An 18,454-nucleotide genomic window follows, 5' to 3' on the forward strand; every position below is an offset into this window, starting at 1 on the left:
GGAGCGTGCAGGAAGAACCTGTGAAAGTCTCACGCCGAAATTTGCCCGCGTCGCGGATTGGGAGACCGGAGAAGTGCGGCCGACGCTGAAGCAGCTGGAGGCTTTTGCCAAAGCTGTTCATGTGCCGATCGGCTACCTCTTCCTAACCGAACCTCCCGAAGAGCCTGTACCGATTCCCGATTTCCGCACCGTTGCGGACCAGCCCCTGCGTGGTGCGAGTCCAGACCTTCTGGACACGGTGTATCTCTGCCAGCAGCGCCAGGAGTGGTACCGCGACGATGCCCGGCAGGCTGGCGCTGAGCCGTTGCCCTTCGTGGGATCTCTCGCGCTTGGTGCTGATGTGATTCGCTGCGCCGCCTCCATTCGTGCAGCCCTCGGCTTGGATCTGGAGGCTCAGCGCCGCCTGCCGACATGGACCAATGCCCTGCGCGCCTTCATTGAAAAGGCGGATGCGCTTGGCGTTCTTGTGATGGTGAGTGGAGTCGTGGGCAGCAACAACCGGCGACCGCTCGATCCCGAGGAGTTCCGCGGCTTTGCCCTGGCCGATCCCGTGGCGCCACTCGTGTTCATCAATGGAGCCGATACCAAGGCGGCGCAGATGTTCACCCTGGCCCATGAGCTGGCCCATCTCTGGCTGGGCGAAAGTGCCCTCTCCGATGCCAGTGCTGCAGAGGCCCCCACCCAGGCCGTGGAGCGGTGGTGCAACCGGGTGGCTGCCGAGATGCTCATCCCTCTCAGCGTGTTCTCGGCAGTCCATGATCCCGAAGCTGATCTGCGCGGTGAGCTCGATCGCCTGGCGAGGCGATTCAAGGTCAGCACGTTGGTGGTGCTGCGGAGGATGCACGATGCAGGCAGCTTGACAGGGGATGCCTATTGGCGGGCTTACAACGCCGAAGTTGAGCGGCTACAAGAGCTTCCCGGCGGCAGTGGTGGAGACTTTTATCTGACCCTTGGGGCAAGAGTCAGCAAACGATTCGCTCGCGCGGTGGTGAGCAGCACCCTGGAAGGGCGCTCGTCCTTCACAGAGGCGTTCCGGCTGCTGGGATTCAAGAAGATGAACACATTCAAAGAGCTCGGCAACAGCCTCGGAGTTGCGTTCTGATGGCCTACCTGCTGGATGCCAACGTCTTCATCTCAGCCAAGAACCTTCACTATGGGTTCGATTTCTGCCCGGCATTCTGGCAATGGCTGGACGATTGCAACGCGGATGGAACGGTCTTCAGTGTCGAGAAGGTTGGAGATGAAGTGCAGGCAGGGGCCGATGATCTGTCCACTTGGGCAGCTGCGAGAGGAGCGCGTTTCTTCTTGCCACTTAGCCCTGGCGTAGTGCCATCGCTGGCGGCTGTCAGTGCTTGGGCCACTGCGCAGAGCTACGACCCGGCGGCAGTGAGCACGTTTCTGAGCATCGCTGATTATTATCTGGTTTCCCAGGCTCACGCAGGTTCGCACACGGTTGTTACCCATGAGAAGCCGCGTGCCTCCATCAAGATAATTAAGATCCCTGATGCCTGTATAGGCCTGGGCATTCGATGCATCACTCCCTACGAGATGCTCCGCAATGAACGTGCTTGCTTTGTATTGGGGACTGGAGGCCCACCATGACACCTGACATCTCCGAACGTGTTCTTGAAGACGCGATCGAAGCATCCCTGCTCAACAGTCGTTACCACAAACGCACCCCTGAGCAGTACGACCGCAGCCTCTGCCTGCTCTCACAGGACCTGCTCGACTTCGTGCTCGCCACCCAGCCGAAGCCATGGAAGCAGCTCACCCAGCACCATGGCGCCGCCGTGCGCGAGCAGTTCCTGCGCCGTGTTGCAGCCGAGATCGAGCGCCGCGGCACACTCGATGTGTTGCGCCAGGGCGTCAAGGATTCCGGCTGCAAGTTCCGGCTTGCCTACTTCCAACCCGCCAGCGGCCTGAACGAGGAAACCCGCAGGCTCCATGGCGCCAATCTCTTCTCCGTGGTGCGCCAGCTCCGCTACAGCACCCGCAATGAGAACAGCCTCGATCTGGTGCTGTTCCTCAATGGCATCCCCCTGTTCACCGCCGAACTGAAGAACCCCCTCTCGGGCCAGAACGTCGAAGACGCGATTCACCAGTACAAGGCCACCCGCGATCCCCGCGAACCACTGTTCTCCTACGGACGCTGTCTGGGCCACTTCGCAGTGGATTCCGAACTGGTCTATGTGGCCTCCCAGCTGGCGAAGGAGAAAACCCGCTTCCTTCCCTTCAACCAGGGGCGTTTCGGCGGTGCCGGCAACCCTCCTGTTCCACCCACCCGTTCCGGTTACGCCACCGCCTACCTCTGGGAGCAGATCTGGGCGCCCTCCAGCGTGCTGGATCTGGTGCGGCAGTTCATCCACGAGGTGGAAGAGGAAGACGACAAGGGCCGCAAGACCGGCAAACGCTTTCTGATCTTTCCTCGCTACCAGCAGCTCGACGCCGTGCGCCGCCTGGTGGCCGATGCGCGCAGCCGTGGCCCCGGCCAGCGCTACCTGATCCAGCACTCGGCCGGCAGCGGTAAGAGCTTCACGATCGCCTGGCTCGCCCACCAGCTCAGCACCCTCCACAACGCCTCCGATGAGCGGGTGTTCGATTCGATCGTGGTGATCACCGATCGCCGCATCCTCGATCGCCAGTTGCAGAGCACCATCCGCCAGTTCGAGCAGACTCTCGGCGTGGTCGAAACCATCGACACCACCTCCCGCCAACTGAAGGACGCGCTCGAATCCGGCAAGACGATCATCGTCACCACCCTCCAGAAGTTCCCGGTGATTGCCCAGCAGATCGGGGAACTGCCAGGCAAGCGCTTCGCCGTGATCGTGGATGAGGCCCACTCCTCCCAGTCGGGCGAAAGCACCAAGAGCCTCAAGGCCGTGCTCAGTGCCCCCTCCTTGGCGGCTGCCGAAAGCGAGGAAGAAACCGCCACTTCCCTAGAGGAGGAACTCGAAGGCACGATCCTGGCCGAGATGGAGAAGCGTGGCCAGCAGCCCAACATGTCCACCTTCGCCTTCACCGCTACCCCCAAGCCCAAGACTCTCGAGCTCTTTGGCGTGCGCCGGCCCGATGGAACCTTTGCGCCGTTTCACCTGTACAGCATGCGCCAGGCGATCGAGGAGGGCTTCATCCTCGATGTGCTCGCCAACTACACCACCTATCAGGCCTTCTGGCGCCTGCTCAAGAAGGTTGAGGATGACCCCCGCTACGACAAGCGCAAGGCGGAATACCTGCTCAAATCCTTCGTGGAACTCCATCCCCACGCCATCGGTGAGAAGGTGCGGATCTGCGTGGAGCATTTCGCCGCCAATACGCAGGATCAGATCGATCGCCTGGCCAAAGCGATGGTGGTGACGCGCTCACGCCTCCATGCCGTTCGCTACAAGCTGGCCATCAATCGCTATCTCGCCGAGCACGGCTATCCCTTCAAGGCGCTGGTGGCCTTCTCCGGCACCGTGCAGGACGGCGGCAAGAGCTACACCGAATCCGGCATGAACGGGATCCCAGAAGCGCAGACCGCCAGCACCTTCGAGCAGGCTGAGGTCCGTTTCCTGATCGTGGCCAACAAGTTTCAGACCGGCTTCGATCAGCCCCTGCTCCACACCATGTATGTGGACAAGAAGCTCGGGGGTGTGGGTGCGGTGCAGACCCTCTCACGTCTGAACCGCACCCATCCCAAGAAGACTGGAACGCTGGTAGTGGACTTCGCCAATGACGCAGACACGATCAAGAAGGCGTTCGAACCCTATTACGAAGCGACCCTGCTCTCGGAAGCCACCGATCCCAACATCCTCTACGAAATCGAAACGCGCCTCTCGGCCTTCCCCGTCTACACCCCAGCCGATATCAACGCCTTCGCCCAGGTGTTCTTCAGCCCGAAGGGCACCCAAGACGGCATCTACCAGGTGTTGCTGCCGCTTGTGGATCGTTTCGAAGCCCTCGGCGTCGACGAGAGGCACGAATTCCGCGGACAGCTCACCGACTACGTACGCCTCTATGCCTTCCTCGCTCAGGTGCTGCCCTTCTCTGATGCCGATCTCGAAAAGCTCTACCAGTTCGCCCGCTACCTGCGCCGGCTGCTCCCAGCTGATCAACCGGAACTGCCGCGTGAGGTGCAGCAGAACATCGACATGGAGTCGTACCGCATCCAGGAAACCAGCAGTGGTGGCATCCCCTTGGAGCGGGGCAATGGCGCGCTGAAGCCAGTAGGCACGAAAGGCGGACACACCGCCGCACCGGAAGAGCTGGAGACGCTCTCGCGCATCGTGGCCGAGCTCAACGAGCGCTTCGGGCTGAACCTCGGGACCGAGCACCGCCTCACCCTCAGCCAGATGATGGATCGCCTGGCCGATGATGTGGCCCTCGATGCCGCAGCGCGCGTCAACACCCGCGAGAACGTCCGACTCACCTTTGATCAGAAGGTGGAGAATGTGATCCAAGACATCGTTGATTCCAACTTCGATCTCTACAAGCGCATCACCGACGACGCGGCCTTCGGTGAAACCGTCAAAAACTTTCTCTTTGATCAATACCTGCGCGGCCATCGCAATGCCGAAGCCCTGATCCAGCGCGGTGAATCCAAAACCCTCGAATTCAAGTCCACCCTGCGCTGGAGCCTCAAGGAGAACCGCAAGGACGACAAGGGCGTCACCCACGCCGCCCTGAAATCCATCGCCGCCTTCCTTAACACCGAAGGAGGCGATCTGCTGATCGGCGTCGCCGACGATGGTTCGATTGTGGGCACTGAGCTCGACCAGCTCGAAAGCGACGACAAGTTCTTGCGTCACCTGGCCCAAGTGGTGCGCAACGGCCTCGGCGATCGCGCCGGCACCTGTATCGACCCACACAGCCAGACCATCGACGGCAAGACCGTGTGCGTGGTGAGCTGTCAGCGCAGTCCGGAGCCGGTGTTCCTGCAGTGGAAGGGGGTGGAGGCCTCGCCGGAAGGAGATTTCTTCGTGCGCAGTGGTCCTGGAACGGTGAAGCTCCCGCCGGAGAGCGCCCAGGAGTTCATCCGCACAAGATTCCCTGTGCACAAGGCAAGCGAGTGAGCCGGGCGAGAGGCCGCAAGCCGCACCCGGGCAATCAGGAGACACCGGTGGCACCTGCCATTGCAGCCGCCCCAGCCCCATGGCCACCCGTGCCGTCTACTCGTTCACCGGCTTTCCCGGCTTCCTGGAGCAACACCTCTACCTCCACCACGACGGCTACCCCAGCGGCGCCGCCTGGCGTTTCGCGGAGACCTTGCGCGAGTCCCCAGAACCCGCTTCCTTCCTGACCACGTTCCTGAGATCCCAGCCCAGGGCGGAGCCGATCGAGAACCCCGAGCAGGCTGCCGATGCCGAGTACCGCTACCTGCTGCAGTTGCTCCCTGGCCCCGTTCCCCAGCTGCAGGTGCAGGGCTGGCGGCGGATTCCTGGCGGCATTTGTTGGATTCCCCGCTGCGGGCCAATGGCGCTCGCGGTGTTCATCCATCGCTTCCTGCCCGGAGGCATTCCCGGCTGAGTGGAGTTCAGAGCCGCAGCAACTCCCGTTGAGCGCTGAGAAACTGCTCCTGCTCGCGGCTGAACGGCCGGATCAGGTTCGCCCCCTCAACATCCCCCAGCAGCGCAACGCCTCGCGGGCCGCTTCGTCCTCACGCAGCAACTGCCCGCCAGCATTGAGGCCGGCGCGGGGGTGATGAACGAGCTGGCTGACACGATCGGCTTCTGGGCTGCCACCACCTGCCGCTGGGCCCAGATCGTTGAGGCCCCGCCCCGCTTCCTGGCGCCGGAGCTGGCCGAGGCCTTCCTCCGCACTCCCTCACCCCGCCTGGATGACGAGCTGCCGCAGGTACTGCCATGCTTCCGGCTGATGCTTCCCGATGGCGCCCTATTCACAGAAGACGGGGTGCCGATCCCGGTAGTGATCGTGGCCGACCTGCGGGCGATTGCCCTCGATGGCACCAGCTACCTCACCCGCCATTCCTTCCAGCAGATCGGCGAGCGGAACCCCACGGTCGATGACCTCAGCCATCCGGCCTGGCAGTGGGACGAGCAGGCGGTGCAAAGCACCAACCAGCGGATGGAGGGCCTGGCGATCAATGCCCTGCTGGTGCAGCTCTACCAGCCGGAGCTGCTCACCACAGGCCCGGCGGCCAAGGTGCCCAGCGGCAAGGGCTTCTCCGCTGGCTGTGCTGACGACACCGGCGCCGTGAGGCCCCAGGGCCCGGTGTGGATCGGCAAGGACTTCCGCCTCGATCGCACCCCCCGGGCCCCATCAGAAGGGACCCCGGCTGGAAGCAGCAGCAGCTCGTCCCGCCGGCCCCACTGGCGCCGAGGCCATTGGCACAACCGTGCTGCACGACGAGAAGCGCCAGAGCCGCCGGATGCAGTGGTTTCAGCCGGTGTACGTGGGACTGAGCTGAGCACATTGACCCGGCCGCGACCCACACCTCCAAAGGAGAAAACCCGGCGGGGATGCTGCCGGGCAACCACCCTCAGAGCACCTGCACCCTGGCCTGTGCCCCGAGGACCCGCTGCTGATTGGCAGCAAGGATCAGCGCTTCCTCGCGGGGAACAAAGTGCGGCTGGGCGCTGATGTGCCCCTCGCGATCGAGGAAGAGCACCCTCAGGAGCTCACCGGCAGCCCCGAGCAGATGCACCGAGATGATGCGAATCGGGCAGGTGCGGCTGAGAGGAGTGGCGGCCATTGCTGTGCTGGCGAACGACACCGCCGTCAAGCCCCGGCACCGCCTGCGCCGCGCAAGGGTCGCGCAGCGCAGCGCAGCGACTCGCGTCAGCCTTTGCGTGGTGCGCAAGCCGGGGCATGCCGGGTGGCGTGATCGCTAGACCTCAGGGGCGCCTCCCCGTTTCGCTTCCGGGTGGATCAGCTCTACAGGAGGGACTGGCTGGTGGAGGATGCACCTATCGGCAGCGGCCGCCAGGTGCACTGGGCCACGACCGGGCTGGACCAAGGCGGATTCGGTATGGGCTGGTGTTGTTGCTGTGAGGGTCTGTGAACCTCCGCTGGCCGTCGCAGCTCCCGGCGTCAGCGCCAAAACCCCAGTGCTGCAGGGCATCGCCGCAGGCGTATGCAACTTCTGCATTGTTCTCTGACCCGATGTGGCCTGGGGCTGGGTGCTGTACGAGGCAGGATTGACCCTGAGTAGCCAGCCGCATGGTTTTTCTACCGCCCACCTCGGATTTTCCGCCTGATCCCGAGCCCCTGAGCCGGGAAGATCTCAACAGCGTCTACCTCGAGCTGCGCAACTGCTACAAGAGCTCGATGATCAGCCGCGGGCAGTACAGAAGCCGCTCGATCAAGGCGCGTGATGAAACCGCCACCCTCCGGCAGAACCTGCTGGATCTGGCAGCGCGGGAAGCCAGCGTTCGCACAGACATCTACCAGATGCTGGAGATCGTCACCGCGATTGCCGGGGATCTGGAGGATGCGGGCGATGACATTGTGAATGAATTCGGCCGCTACAAGCTCGGCCGTAGGACCTATCAGGGCGGCTCCTTTCTTGGCGGCCTGGTTCAAGCGGTGATCCGCTTCATCAATCGCTGGACCCGCACCAAAGAGAAGGTGGTGGAGCTGGATCAAAAGCGCCAGGAGTTCATCGAGAAGACCAAGGAGCTGCCGCCGCTCACCTTGGGGGGCAATGGCCACAAGGGTTCCGTGAGCCTGTCAGAACCGGTCGTGCCAGCGACGGTGGAGACAGTCGACAGCTCGGCGGATCCACAGGCCGAGCAGACGGAGGCCCATGGGCCAGATCACTGACAGCCTGCGGGCCACGCTGCGGGACCTGGCCCAGTCCGACGCCAGGCTCTACCGCGGTTTGCAGGAGGAGCTGGGCGACACGCCCCAGGCCACCAGCAAGCCACCACCGGTGCTGGAGGGCGATGCCCCTGCCAGTCGGGAAGACCTGGAGGGCCTGTCGATCGCTGCTCTCTGGACTCTCTGCAAGGGCCGCGGCATCAAGGGCCTCAGCAAAGGCCCGGTGGAGAAGCAGGCGGACGCCCTGCTCAGCCATCCCGACGGTCCCCCCTTGCGCAGCGCCCTTCCCGTCAAGGCCGCCAAGGGCGGCAGAGCCAGTGGCAAGTTGGCAGCCAGCGGCAGGAGCGACCGCAAGGCAGGCAGCACGGCCAGCGGCCCTGAGCTGCAGCATCTGGAACATCGCCTTGATCGCCTGGAGCAGTTGGTGGTGCTGATCGCCCAGCAGGTGGGCGTCCCTCCCCAGGCGATCGCCCAGCTGCTGGCGGGATCTACCCTCCCGCCAAGCTGAAGCTCAAGCTCTGCCCATGCCCTCGAACCTTGAGAAGCTGGGTCGCTTTCTGCTGCGTGGCCTGCGCATCGGTGCCAGCACGATCTCGATCGTGGAGCTGCTGCGCAGCGACTGGACCGGTGGCATCACTGCGGGGGTGGCCTGGCTGGTGTTTCTGCAGGTGGAGCGGCGGCTTCCTCCTGTGACCCAGGCGCCCGAGAACTGATCCGTAGCCGGCATGTTCATTCTGCTGTCTCACCCAGGCCTCGAACGCCCTGCGGAGGTCATCCCCGGTCTTCAGCCGCAGCGGAATCGCCTTCATGCGCTTGGCCCCTCCACCAGACCCTTGAACATCACCAGGGCATCGACATAGCCCAACTGCTTGTGGCGAAAGGCCCCCGGCAGGGTGCCGACGATCTGAAAGCCGTTGTGCTGCCAGCAACGGATGCCAGCGGTGTTCGTGCTCACCACCAGGTTGAACTGCATCGCCCGGAACCCCAGCCGCCGAGCCGCCTGCAGGGAGTGCTGGCAGAGGCGGCTGCCGATTCCCTGGCGCCGGCAGTGCTCGGCCACCACGTAGCCCGCGTTGGCGACATGGGCGCCGAGGCGCAGGGAGTTGGGCCTCAGGTAATACGTGCCCACCACGGCCCCGGCGGCATCCACAGCCACCATCACCGCCTGGTTCTGCTCCACCCAGGCCACCTGGGCCTCGGCCTCCGTGATCGCCGGGTCGTGGGGGAAGGTCTCGCCAGCGCGGAACACTGGCTCCAGCAGCCGCCACACTCCACGCCAGTCGAGGGGCTCAAACGGGCGGATCTGCAGCGGGGATGCCACCGGCGCCGGCGATGCCGATCATCAAGGCTGTGATTGTCTCGCCCTTTGATGCCGCCATGCGTGAGCTGCTGCACTTCGCCACCCATCGGGCCCAGGAGCTGGTGGACATCACTGAGGCCGTGACCGCGGTGGTGCGGCGCAGCGGCATCGCCAACGGGCTGGTGCATGTCTACGCCCAGGGCGCTACCGCGGCTGTGATGATTCAGGAGAACTGGGATGAGAGCGTTCAGGAGGACGTGATCGATTTCCTGCGCCAGCAGATCCCGAAAGGTGTCTGGAAGCATGACGCCCAGGACGGCAACGGTGATGCCCACCTCAAAGCCGGTCTGGTGGGGCCGTCGGAAACCATCCCGCTGATCGACGGGCACCTGGGCCTCTCGCGCTGGCAGAACATCTTCTTCTGCGAGTTCGATGGCCCGCGCCAGCAGCGCTCGTTGGTGGTCACGGTGCTGGCCGCCTGATCACCCCATAACGGAAGGCGCCCCATGTGGGGGCGCCTTAGCACCAGTTGCGGCGGTCACCTCCTCACACCAAGGACGGCCGATCGGGTGTCTGTGGGTTCACGCATGACCTGTCTGGGGCCTGGCAGGGAAGGGATGGGATCACGTCTCCGGGAAGAGATGCTCGGGGCTTGACCTTCTCGGCTGTGATCCGGGCCCGGGTTATGCAGCCCGGGATTTGAACACGCGGGAAACGGAACTGGCGTATTGCTCTGTGCGGCTACGGGATGGCGTTCGCGCTGCGCCATCAAGTTCACAGTTGATGCCTCGCATGTTGGGCGTTCCTCCGTTTTGCGCACCGGCTCGGGTGATCCCTGGCCGGACTCTCTTGGAGGGTGAGGGTCGGGTTGGCTACCGGGCCTCCCCTCAACTTCAAAGTACGCCTTCTGTGCGGCTGTGGGGGTCTGTTGGAGTACCTGTTCCCGTACCCCCTAAAAACCAGTCATCGCAACGATTCACAGGCTTGCCCATCGCCGTTGCTGTCGAGATAGGTGTGTCCCTGGCGCAGCAGCTCCTGAGCACGGTCGTAGGAGCCGATCTCGCTGCAGCGGTATCGCCGCCCACCGGGAGTGGTGCCATCGGGGATCTCCGCGGCACTGCGGCCCCGGCGGAAGTCCCAGGGGCGGGTGATGCCGCCCTCCACCTGCCAGACCCCGTAGCGGCGCCGGCTGGCCCGGAACTCGGCATCGAGATACTCCTTGGCATCACAGCCGCTCAGGTAGCGGCGATAGGTGAACGCCTGGCCGTCTTCCACCATCGCCAGACCGATGTTGATGTCTGCGATCACCTCAGCCACCAGGCGGCCATAGCGATCCGTGGTCTTGACGCCGAGCGCTACGACGCGGCCGATCGGCAAACGCTGCTGCAGATAGCGGCGGGCCTGCTGGCCATAGGGGTTCTGGGCTGTCTCTGGAGCATCGATGCAGGCCAGCCGAATAGTGACCGGCCGGCCGCCCTGGCGGACGCGCATCGTGTCGCCGTCGCCGATGGAGAGCACCTCCGCCTGCCTGGTCTGGGCCGATCCGGCAGCCGGCAAGGTGACCACGAGGGCCAGCAGCAGGGTCAGCCAGCGCGATGCCATGGCTGGAGTCTGCATCGCTGCCAATTCGATGCGCTGGGTGCATGAATTTGCCGCCAGCCAGTACAGAAGGCAGCCTGGTGATTTGGCCCGGGGGGGCGTACCGCTGAACCATGGGCTTCCGCTTCCGCCGCTCCACCCACCTCGGCCCCTTGCGCTTCAACTTCGCCAAGGGTGGGCTCAGCTCGATCTCCGTCGGTGGCCGCGGCGCGTCGTTCAACATCCCGGTGGCCAGGTCCGGTGGCCCCCGCACCACGGTGGGGTTACCTGGCACCGGTCTGAGCTGGAGCGTCGAGCACAGCGGGGAACCAATCACCCGGCCAGCAGCGATCCCAGCCGGGTCTGCCGCAGGTCTGCCCAACAGCCGTCGTCTCAAGCCCGGTCAGCTCGATGCGCTCAAGCAGAGCTGCCTGACCATGCTGCGTGAGCAGCTTCTGCATCCCGGCAGCAGCACCCAGCAGCTCTGGGAGCTGGGCCTGGTGAGCCGCCTGCTGGTCGATCCTGCAATCGGCGCCCGAACCACAGGCCTTCTGGCCGTGATCGAAACACCAGAAGCGATGGAGGACTATCTGCTGCGGGCCCAGGGCCAGGACGATCTCAAACGCCGTGCCCATCGCTGCATCGAGGCAGCCCAGGAAGCAGTCCGCTTGGCCCAAGGTCGGGGATGGCTGTAGGCGAAGGCAGCAGAGGGGCTCAGCAGTTGAGCAGCTGCCGCAGGAACCGATCGCTCAAGGCCACCGCCGTGGCCCAGTTCTCCGCTTCGCTGAGGCCGGAGCTGCGGGTGGGCTTGAAGCTGTGGTCACCGCTGGGGATCCAGCGCAGCTGCACCTGCGGCGACAGGCTGTAGGTCTCCACCTCCTCGCGGCGCCCGAAGCTGTCCCGCTCCCCTTGCAGGATCAGGGTTGGAATGTGCAGGTCGGCCAGGTGCTCGGTGCGCAGCTTCAGCGGCTTGCCGGGCGGGTGGAAGGGATAGCCCAGGCACAGGCAGCCGCGCACGCCATCACTGGCGGCCAGCTCATCGGCCAGCAGGCTGGCCACCCGGCCGCCCATCGACTTGCCACCGATGAACAGCGGCCGGCCCGGTCGCTCCGTCTTCTCCAGCTGCACCTGCTGGCGGAACGCCTCTTGCAGCACCGGCATCCGATCAGGCCCCTGGCGGCGCTCCAGTATTCGCTGCCGGGCCATGTACGGAAACTCGAAGCGCACCACCCGCCAGCCCGACTCGGCCAGTCCGCTGGCGATGGCCGCCATGAACGGGCTGTCCATCGGCGCTCCAGCTCCATGGGCCAGCAGCACGCTTGCCGGCGCGACCTCAGGTCCATCGATCAACCGCGGCGCGGTGGTGGTGGCCTCAGCCGTCATGGGCTGATCTGCTCCGGTGCGTCTCCGGTCGCTCCAGGTACCCCGCCGCCCACACCGCCGGGGCCAGGCCTGCGGGTACCAATCTCCCGTAGACCTCGCTGGTGAGGATCTCCTTCACGGATTGTCCGAGCAGCTCGGTGGAGCGGCTGCCGGGCAGCCGGTGGCTGAGGGTCTGGTGGATCCGCAGCAGGTACCAGGCGGTGCCATCGATCCCCGCATTGAACCGCTCCCAGCTGCTGGGGTCCCGGCGGGCATCGAGCACCATGTCGCGGGCGTTGTGGGCCTTGTCGGCTGCCGTGACACGCAAGGAGCCCACACTCTTGTGCTCAAGCGAGGCCACGTATCGGGTCTTGCGCAGCAGCCAGGGTTCCTTGCCTGCACCGGACAGGCCGTCGGCGGTGTCGGTGCAGTCGCGCACGATGCCGGCCACCTCCGGCCCAAAGCACTGGGCGATCGAGTCGTGGCTCTGGTCAGCGTCTTCAATCGCATCGTGCAGCAGGCCGGCGATCGCCTCGTTCTCGCTGCCGCCGTCCTCCCAGACCAGGCCGCTCACGGCGATCAGGTGGGAGATGTAGGGCACGGGCTTGCCCTTGCGGGTCTGATTGCGGTGCAGCTGGGCGGCCCAGAGGAGGGCCTCGTCGTAGCGCTCGCTGTGGGTGGGGGGTTTGTTTGTCATCGGCTTCATCTGCTGGGGGTTCATGGTTTGGCTTTGGCCTCCGTTTCTCGCACTTTGCGGGCCTCACAGGCCTCACAGAGCAGGTCCATTTCGGCTTCCGGGAGGGGCTCCTGGATCTCGCCGCCATCAAAGGCTTCGGCGTCGAAGTAGCAGCGGGCCCGCTCCTCGTGGATCCGGTCCCACCAGTCGCCACCGATCAGGCGGCCCCAGAGATCGGGGAAGGGTTGCCAGGCCCCGCGGACGGCAGTCCAGATCGCTTCGGTGTCAGGGCCATCACCCATGCGGGCCAGAGTGACGGGCCTTTCGTGATTGACGTCGTCATCATCTTGCCAGGGATCTTCCTTGGCGTCATACCTTAATGTCATCGGTGTCTCCGGGGTTAGGAACACCCCCCGGGCAGCGCCTGGAGGTTCATTCTCACCCGATGAGCCAGCCATCACGCTCGAGCTGATGACGGCACAGGCGGTGACCACAGAATCAGAAAGTTCGAAAAGATCGTCATAAGATGGATCCAATCAGAGCTGGAACCAGCTCCCCACAGCCACAGGATCGGGGAGCTTTCTCATACCGGCTGACGTGGAGTTCACGGCCTGACGGCTTGCCCCTCAGCGGCTGCAACCAGTGGGCTGTCGGCATAAACCCCTATTGCACCCCTCGACCAGCCCATTCCAGGGTCGTGTCATCGGGGTTGGGAGGCCCTGTGACGGATGACCTGCCCCTGCTCTGAAACGCTCCACCGGCGTTCCTGTCATCGGGGCGGTTCATGAACCTCAACCACTGCACCTTGATGGATCTCAGACATACCCTCAGGACCCTGGCCGAGAACTACCGGGATGCCCTGGCAATCGCGATGGGGAGGCTGCTGGACCAACCCAGCTGGAGCCTGGAGGCCACGATGGTGCTGATGCACACCGAGAAGCGTTGCGCCACCATCGGCCCGGTGAGTGCACTCTCATCATTCCTGGAGCACACCCGACCGGAGCTCGATACCTTCCTGAGGCTGCAGGACGAGGGGATGGAGTTCGAGGAGGCCTACCAGCAGTGCCTCGCGGAGCAAGGCCAGGACTTCCTCGAGGCCTGTGAGGTCGCCGAAACCAGCCCGGCCCTGCTCACCCACGACACCCTCGTCGAATTTGCCGCCCTCTCCCAGAAGGGCTTTGCCCGCACCCCCCGTGAACTCCTGGTGGTGGTGAAGTGGCCGGACTACGTCAGCGCGTTTCTGGTCTCCTGCCGGCAACTCCACTGAGATCAACTCCACCGCAGCTGGTGGCGAGGTTGACCCTCACGCCGCCTCATCAACGTCTCCGGCAGGGACCAGACGAATCGCCTTCCTGCCGATCTTGATCTCGAACTCATCGCCGGGCTCGAGGTCGAGCATGGCGGTGTAGGCCTTGCCCACCAACAGGTTGCCGTTGCCCTGCACCCTGGCCACGTAGCTGAGCGAACGGCCTCCGGGTCCCTTCCCCGTGCCGTCTCCATGTCCGAGATTGACGCCCTTGGCCTCCAGCAGGGCCTCATAGAAGGCCGTGAAGTTCAGCCGCTCGCTGCCGTCCTTCTTGGTGCTCACATAGCCGGCAGCACGGACCAGATCGGACTTGGAGGCATCTCCCAACTCCTTGACCTTGGCGAGCAGGTCAGCACCGGTGAGGGCCATGAATGCAACGAGTTGATAGATACAAGCTTACGCCAGGCTGGTGGAGGTCTCAACAACCTGATGCAGCTGGCGGTGCCTTCAGCGGAGGCTCTCGCAGGCTGTCCTGTCACTGTTTGCGGTCAAGATCTCCAGGTCCGGTTGCATCAACGTCGATACATCCCTGCACCAGGAGCCCCGAAACCAGCTCCAGGGCGAACCCCGGCTCCGGAAGCAGGCCCACCGACACCGCCAGGATTTTCCATGGGCCGTGCTTCCACTCCCAGCCCTGGTTCGCCCACACCGGCGCCAGGCAGGACCCCTGCGCCGGAGGCAGGACCACCAACACCGCCGACACCTACACCAGGTTCCCGATCGAGGCCAGGCCCTGCCGCTCCGAACCCTGCACCAGGAGCCACACCCGCCCCGGATGCCGGGCCCCCGATCCCCCCGGGGTTCGGCCGAGCCAGACAGACACTGCCGGCGGCCAGGAAGAGGGCCACACCACAGACGGCCAGAAAAGCGAGGTCATGGATCCTTTTCATGGCAGGGGCGTGGCAGACGGCACCTACCGAGCAGGAGCCGCTGCTCAGAGGTCTTTCCCAGTGCATTCCTTCGCTGTCCAACATCACCAAGTCTTGACTGATCGCCTCAACGTTCTGCCGGGGCGGCCAGGGACGCGCCCAGCAGCAGAGCCGCTCCCTGTCCAGCCGCCATGCTCAGGAGTCGGCCAGACAGAAGTAGGGATCCGCAATGGGTGCCCCCTCACTGCTGCAGGTGGAGGTCTGCGATCGCATCGCCGGCCTTCCTCCGTTGCGCCATGAGGTATCCAGACGTGTAGGTCAGCGGCACCGATTCCCCGTGCAGCCGCTCCAGCGCCTGTCTCAGCTCAGCCAGCAGAGTTTCCCGCACCGCCGGATCGAGGGCCAGAAACGGCGAGTAGGTGGTCAGAAGGGTGAGGTAGTCGTCGATTGTCAGGCGGCTCTCCACCACACACCGATTCTCGTGAGCTCCCTGATAGAGCGGAGACTCCAGCAATGGTTGCCCCAAAACCGCGAGAATCCCCGCCACCGTGGCGGCATCTTCATAGGGGCGGTCCAGCTCAGGCGCATGGCGGCGGTAGATCGTCCGCAGTGCCTCATGGGTCAGAACCGGTGGCTGCAACTCCTTGTTCCACAGCAGGATCAACCAGCCGTTCTGCCGCAAGGCTTGGGCTGCTTTCGGATAGGCGATCTCCGGAGGGATCCAGTGAAACGAGCTGGCGGCCACAACCGCATCGAACCGCTCCTGGTGAGGTTCCCATTCCTCCAGAGAGGTGGTGACCACCTCGACGTTCGGAAATCGTTGACAGGCCTCCTGGGCGAGCAGACAGAAATCAGGGTTGGGCTAAATGGCCACGATCCCGCAACCCAGCTCCGCGAACGACACCGTGGCCGTGCCTGGTCCACAGCCCACCTCAAGAACCGTCGACGTTGCCGTCAAACCAGCCCGCGCCACCACCGCCTCCACCAACTGCTGCGGATATCGGGGCCGGGTGGCGGCATACGCCGCGGCGGCCGGCGAGAACCAGCCACGGCGATGCTCCACGCTCTGGGCCGCATAGGTGGCGATGGTCTCCTTGATTTTGGCCACGGGATCCATGGAGCCTGAGCGGTCGAGGGAATCGCCCCCAGGCTGTAGCAGGTAGGCAGTCGCAGTTGACAATCAGAACCCAGTTGCCGACCTGCTCCGATCGAGCAAAGCCGCAGGGCATCAGCTCCAGAGAGGCTCTGCTCATTTCTGGCGGCCCCTCAACCCAAGCAGGGCACACCGCACCTCGTCCACCGAGAACCCTTCCACGGCGATCCATTTGCGCCGGCTGCTCTGGCCACGCACCAGGGCCACCCTGCTGGCAGCGACGCCAAGACGCTCGGCAATGAACCGCTGCAAGGCCTCATTGGCAGCACCCTCAACCGGCTGGGCCGTCAGGCGGATCACCACCGCGTCATCTCTCAGCCCCACCACCTCGTTGCGACGGCTGCGCGGCTGGATCCACAGGGCGATGCTCTCGCTGGCCGTCATTCATCCCATCCCACTGCCTGCGCGGCTTGCATCTACATGCCGCCGTGCCAGCCTGCGGGCCTTGGGCGTGCTGCCGGCGACGAAGTCCTTGGCCCGGCCCGTGAAGGCGCCTTCATGAAGACCCATGGCTCCGCGTGACGAGCGGTGTCGACTGTGGGGGTGCCCGTTGCTGGCTCCCGTGGGCTGGCCCATCGTGGCAGCAACGGGATTCGGAGGCTCCATCGATGGACGACACCCCCCCTGAGCAGCAGCAAGGAGCGCGCTGACGATCCGGCCCCTGCTTCAACACCCTCAACGGATCACTGGCTTCCCTGGCGTGTGACGCCGTCGCCGTCCATTGCACCGCCCTAGGAGTTTGTCGCCAATAGAGCAGCGGGCCCCTGGCCACGACGAACCGTGGCTGAGGTGAACTCCAGCAGCATTGTTCGTCTGCTGAGCAGGTTCATTCAGGCGGGTTTGAGTCAGCCCTGGCCGTGCTTGCCAAGGCCGTTGCCCCTCATCCCGTCGTTGCCGCCAGCGCCAGCTGCTGTGATCGCCTGAACCGGAACAACTTGAGCAGGTTGTGTGTGGCAGCGATCAGGTGCCATTCACCATCGACCTTCTTCAGACCCCGCAGCAAAAAGCGCCGCAGGCCCCTTGCTTCCTTGATCTGGCCATTCACCGGCTCCACGATCGCCTTGCGCTGGGCGTAGATCTTGGAGCCCTTCTTGCTTCTGATCTTTCGGACCATGCGGGCCTTGGCGTCGGCATCCTTGGGCATCGGCCCGCGTTTCGGCGGTAGCGGCTGGCCGTGGGGGAGGCGACCGGTGGCGATGTAGGCGTCAACGCCCTGATCAGCGCAGACCTTGGCGTTGGTCTCGCTCCAGTAGCCCGCGTCCATCGTCATCACATCCGGCAGTGCGCCAGCGCTGTCAGCGATGCGCCCCAGCATGGGAGTCAGGTGCTCGACATCTGGGGGCTGGTTGCTCACACCCACCGCCACGATCACCTGGTGGTCGCTGTCGACCGCCAGCTGACAGTTGTAGCCCTGCAGATAGGAGCCGCCTGACTGCATCAGATGGCTCTCGGGGTCAGTGAAATTGCGCTGGGTCTTCTTGGTTGGTGTGCCGTCGACCCTCCTGGCCAGGCCACGCCTGGGCATCGCATCAGCCGTAAGCGGCTGCAGATCCGGCAGCTCCTGGCCGGCGTTTTCGGCGGTCTCGATGGCCTGCTCCCTCGCAGCTTGAGCTTTGGCAGCTGCAGCCTCAGCTTTTCTGGTCAGCTCGGCCTGTTCCGCTGCTGGTGCATCGGCCTCGCGCGCAGCCGCCGCTTTGGCGCTGGATTCCTCTGCTTCCTCCCATCGCTGCCGCGCTGCTGCTGCAGCGGTTTCCGCCTCCATCTCCTTGCGCGCCTGGCGGATCCTGGCCAGGCGGCTCTGCTTGTGCCGCAACGCATCGGGCAGCTCGCTGCCGCGTTTGCCCTTGCCGTACCGGCGATCCTCCTGGGCATCCAGGATCTCGGCCTTGCGCATCAAGGCGTTGATCTCTTTCTCCAGTTCCTTCTCAGCCCTGAGCATCCGCTCGTGGCTCATGGCTTTGTGTTTGGAGGCACTGGCCTGCACCTTGGTGCCATCGAGGGCTACATGGCCCAGGCTCACCATGCCGGCCTTCTGGCAGAGCCGCAGGATCTGAATGAACAGGCCTTTGAGGGCATCAAGGTTGCGGCGCCGGAATTCACTGATGCGGCTGTGATCAGGTTGCTGATTACCAGTCAGCACCCGGAACGCCAGGTCCTCGTAGCAGGCACGCTCGATCTTGCGGGAGGAGACGGTGCCGACGCAGTAGGCGTAGAGCAAAAGCATCGTCATCATCCGCGGATCAAACCCTTTCTCCCCGCGGGGATCCTTGGCCTGAGCGGGAATCAGGACCTGTGAGAGATCCAGCTCATCCACCAGATCCAGCAGGCCGCGTCCCTTTGCGTGGTGTAAAACCCGAGGCCCGAATGCCCTAGTCAGAGGGTGAACAGGGTGGAATGACGGGCTGTCATTCCGGAGGTGCAGATGCGCCTCGTTCAATCACGATGAATCAGG

At 64.4% G+C, this 18,454-nt stretch carries 22 protein-coding genes; 11 read left to right on the plus strand and 11 right to left on the minus strand.

Annotation, left to right across the window (positions count from 1 at the left end; all coding sequences use genetic code 11):
• Positions 1–73 precede the first annotated feature (73 nt).
• From VB734_RS09145 to VB734_RS09180, 8 genes are all read left to right on the plus strand, one after another.
• On the plus strand, positions 74–1,102 hold the full coding sequence (locus VB734_RS09145; RefSeq protein WP_323243253.1) for an ImmA/IrrE family metallo-endopeptidase: 1,029 nt from the start codon (positions 74–76) through the stop codon (positions 1,100–1,102).
• Positions 1,102–1,602: a DUF4411 family protein gene (locus tag VB734_RS09150; RefSeq protein ID WP_197165769.1), complete on the plus strand. Its 501-nt coding sequence runs from the start codon at positions 1,102–1,104 to the stop codon at positions 1,600–1,602. The genes VB734_RS09145 and VB734_RS09150 overlap by 1 nt, the downstream gene beginning before the upstream one ends.
• On the plus strand, positions 1,599–5,051 hold the full coding sequence (locus VB734_RS09155; protein WP_322782535.1) for an RNA-binding domain-containing protein: 3,453 nt from the start codon (positions 1,599–1,601) through the stop codon (positions 5,049–5,051). The genes VB734_RS09150 and VB734_RS09155 overlap by 4 nt, the downstream gene beginning before the upstream one ends.
• A gap of 79 nt (positions 5,052–5,130) precedes the next feature.
• Positions 5,131–5,505: a hypothetical protein gene (locus tag VB734_RS09160; protein WP_197165765.1), complete on the plus strand. Its 375-nt coding sequence runs from the start codon at positions 5,131–5,133 to the stop codon at positions 5,503–5,505.
• A 174-nt stretch (positions 5,506–5,679) separates the two neighbouring features.
• Positions 5,680–6,579 (plus strand): hypothetical protein, encoded by a 900-nt coding sequence (locus VB734_RS09165; protein WP_197165764.1) that lies wholly within the window; start codon positions 5,680–5,682, stop codon positions 6,577–6,579.
• Between the two features lie 579 nt (positions 6,580–7,158).
• Entirely contained in the window at positions 7,159–7,761 is a 603-nt protein-coding gene (locus tag VB734_RS09170; protein WP_197165760.1) for a hypothetical protein, read from the plus strand.
• The gene (locus VB734_RS09175; RefSeq protein ID WP_197165759.1) at positions 7,745–8,266 is read left to right on the plus strand and encodes a hypothetical protein; all 522 of its coding nucleotides are present in this window, start codon (positions 7,745–7,747) and stop codon (positions 8,264–8,266) included. Before VB734_RS09170 ends, VB734_RS09175 begins: the two co-directional genes overlap by 17 nt.
• Before the next feature lie 16 nt (positions 8,267–8,282).
• Complete coding sequence (locus VB734_RS09180; RefSeq protein ID WP_197165757.1) at positions 8,283–8,471, plus strand: hypothetical protein; 189 nt, start codon at positions 8,283–8,285, stop codon at positions 8,469–8,471.
• A 92-nt stretch (positions 8,472–8,563) separates the two neighbouring features.
• Here the strand turns inward: VB734_RS09180 and VB734_RS09185 are convergent, their stop codons facing one another.
• On the minus strand, positions 8,564–9,079 hold the full coding sequence (locus VB734_RS09185) for a GNAT family N-acetyltransferase (protein ID WP_231594857.1): 516 nt from the start codon (positions 9,077–9,079) through the stop codon (positions 8,564–8,566).
• On the opposite strand from VB734_RS09185, the gene VB734_RS09190 reads away from it, so the two are divergent.
• Positions 9,073–9,540 (plus strand): secondary thiamine-phosphate synthase enzyme YjbQ, encoded by a 468-nt coding sequence (locus VB734_RS09190; protein WP_197165755.1) that lies wholly within the window; start codon positions 9,073–9,075, stop codon positions 9,538–9,540. The genes VB734_RS09185 and VB734_RS09190 overlap by 7 nt on opposite strands.
• Positions 9,541–10,021: 481 nt before the next feature.
• Here the strand turns inward: VB734_RS09190 and VB734_RS09195 are convergent, their stop codons facing one another.
• Positions 10,022–10,660, minus strand: coding sequence for a thermonuclease family protein (locus VB734_RS09195; RefSeq protein WP_197165753.1), 639 nt, complete (start codon positions 10,658–10,660; stop codon positions 10,022–10,024).
• 110 nt (positions 10,661–10,770) lie between these two features.
• Here VB734_RS09195 and VB734_RS09200 point away from each other — a divergent pair, with 110 nt between their 5' ends.
• Entirely contained in the window at positions 10,771–11,331 is a 561-nt protein-coding gene (locus tag VB734_RS09200) for a DUF4236 domain-containing protein (RefSeq protein ID WP_197165751.1), read from the plus strand.
• A gap of 19 nt (positions 11,332–11,350) precedes the next feature.
• Here the strand turns inward: VB734_RS09200 and VB734_RS09205 are convergent, their stop codons facing one another.
• The 3 genes from VB734_RS09205 to VB734_RS09215 are packed head-to-tail and all read right to left on the minus strand — an operon-like array spanning position 11,351 to position 12,976.
• Positions 11,351–12,019, minus strand: coding sequence for an alpha/beta family hydrolase (locus VB734_RS09205; protein ID WP_197165749.1), 669 nt, complete (start codon positions 12,017–12,019; stop codon positions 11,351–11,353).
• The gene (locus tag VB734_RS09210; RefSeq protein WP_197165747.1) at positions 12,009–12,695 is read right to left on the minus strand and encodes an HD domain-containing protein; all 687 of its coding nucleotides are present in this window, start codon (positions 12,693–12,695) and stop codon (positions 12,009–12,011) included. The genes VB734_RS09205 and VB734_RS09210 overlap by 11 nt, the downstream gene beginning before the upstream one ends.
• A gap of 20 nt (positions 12,696–12,715) precedes the next feature.
• Positions 12,716–12,976, minus strand: a complete 261-nt coding sequence (locus VB734_RS09215) for a hypothetical protein (protein ID WP_197165745.1) — start codon at positions 12,974–12,976, stop codon at positions 12,716–12,718.
• A gap of 506 nt (positions 12,977–13,482) precedes the next feature.
• Between VB734_RS09215 and VB734_RS09220 the strand changes: the two genes are divergently transcribed.
• Positions 13,483–13,941, plus strand: a complete 459-nt coding sequence (locus tag VB734_RS09220; protein ID WP_322782537.1) for a hypothetical protein — start codon at positions 13,483–13,485, stop codon at positions 13,939–13,941.
• A 36-nt stretch (positions 13,942–13,977) separates the two neighbouring features.
• On the opposite strand, the gene VB734_RS09225 is transcribed toward VB734_RS09220, so the two are convergent.
• The 6 genes from VB734_RS09225 to VB734_RS09250 form a co-directional block, all read right to left on the minus strand.
• Positions 13,978–14,349: an AbrB family transcriptional regulator gene (locus tag VB734_RS09225; RefSeq protein ID WP_197165741.1), complete on the minus strand. Its 372-nt coding sequence runs from the start codon at positions 14,347–14,349 to the stop codon at positions 13,978–13,980.
• A 106-nt stretch (positions 14,350–14,455) separates the two neighbouring features.
• Complete coding sequence (locus VB734_RS09230; RefSeq protein WP_322782538.1) at positions 14,456–14,683, minus strand: hypothetical protein; 228 nt, start codon at positions 14,681–14,683, stop codon at positions 14,456–14,458.
• A 407-nt stretch (positions 14,684–15,090) separates the two neighbouring features.
• On the minus strand, positions 15,091–15,693 hold the full coding sequence (locus VB734_RS09235) for a class I SAM-dependent methyltransferase (RefSeq protein WP_323243257.1): 603 nt from the start codon (positions 15,691–15,693) through the stop codon (positions 15,091–15,093).
• An 18-nt stretch (positions 15,694–15,711) separates the two neighbouring features.
• Positions 15,712–15,957 carry a hypothetical protein gene (locus tag VB734_RS09240; protein WP_323243254.1) on the minus strand — a complete coding sequence of 82 codons (246 nt, stop codon included), beginning with the start codon at positions 15,955–15,957 and terminating at the stop codon, positions 15,712–15,714.
• A 141-nt stretch (positions 15,958–16,098) separates the two neighbouring features.
• Positions 16,099–16,386, minus strand: a complete 288-nt coding sequence (locus VB734_RS09245) for a DUF167 domain-containing protein (protein WP_197165734.1) — start codon at positions 16,384–16,386, stop codon at positions 16,099–16,101.
• Between the two features lie 496 nt (positions 16,387–16,882).
• Entirely contained in the window at positions 16,883–18,316 is a 1,434-nt protein-coding gene (locus tag VB734_RS09250; RefSeq protein ID WP_323243255.1) for a transposase, read from the minus strand.
• Between the last annotated feature and the right edge of the window lie 138 nt (positions 18,317–18,454).

Source organism: Synechococcus sp. BA-124 BA4 (assembly GCF_034931165.1).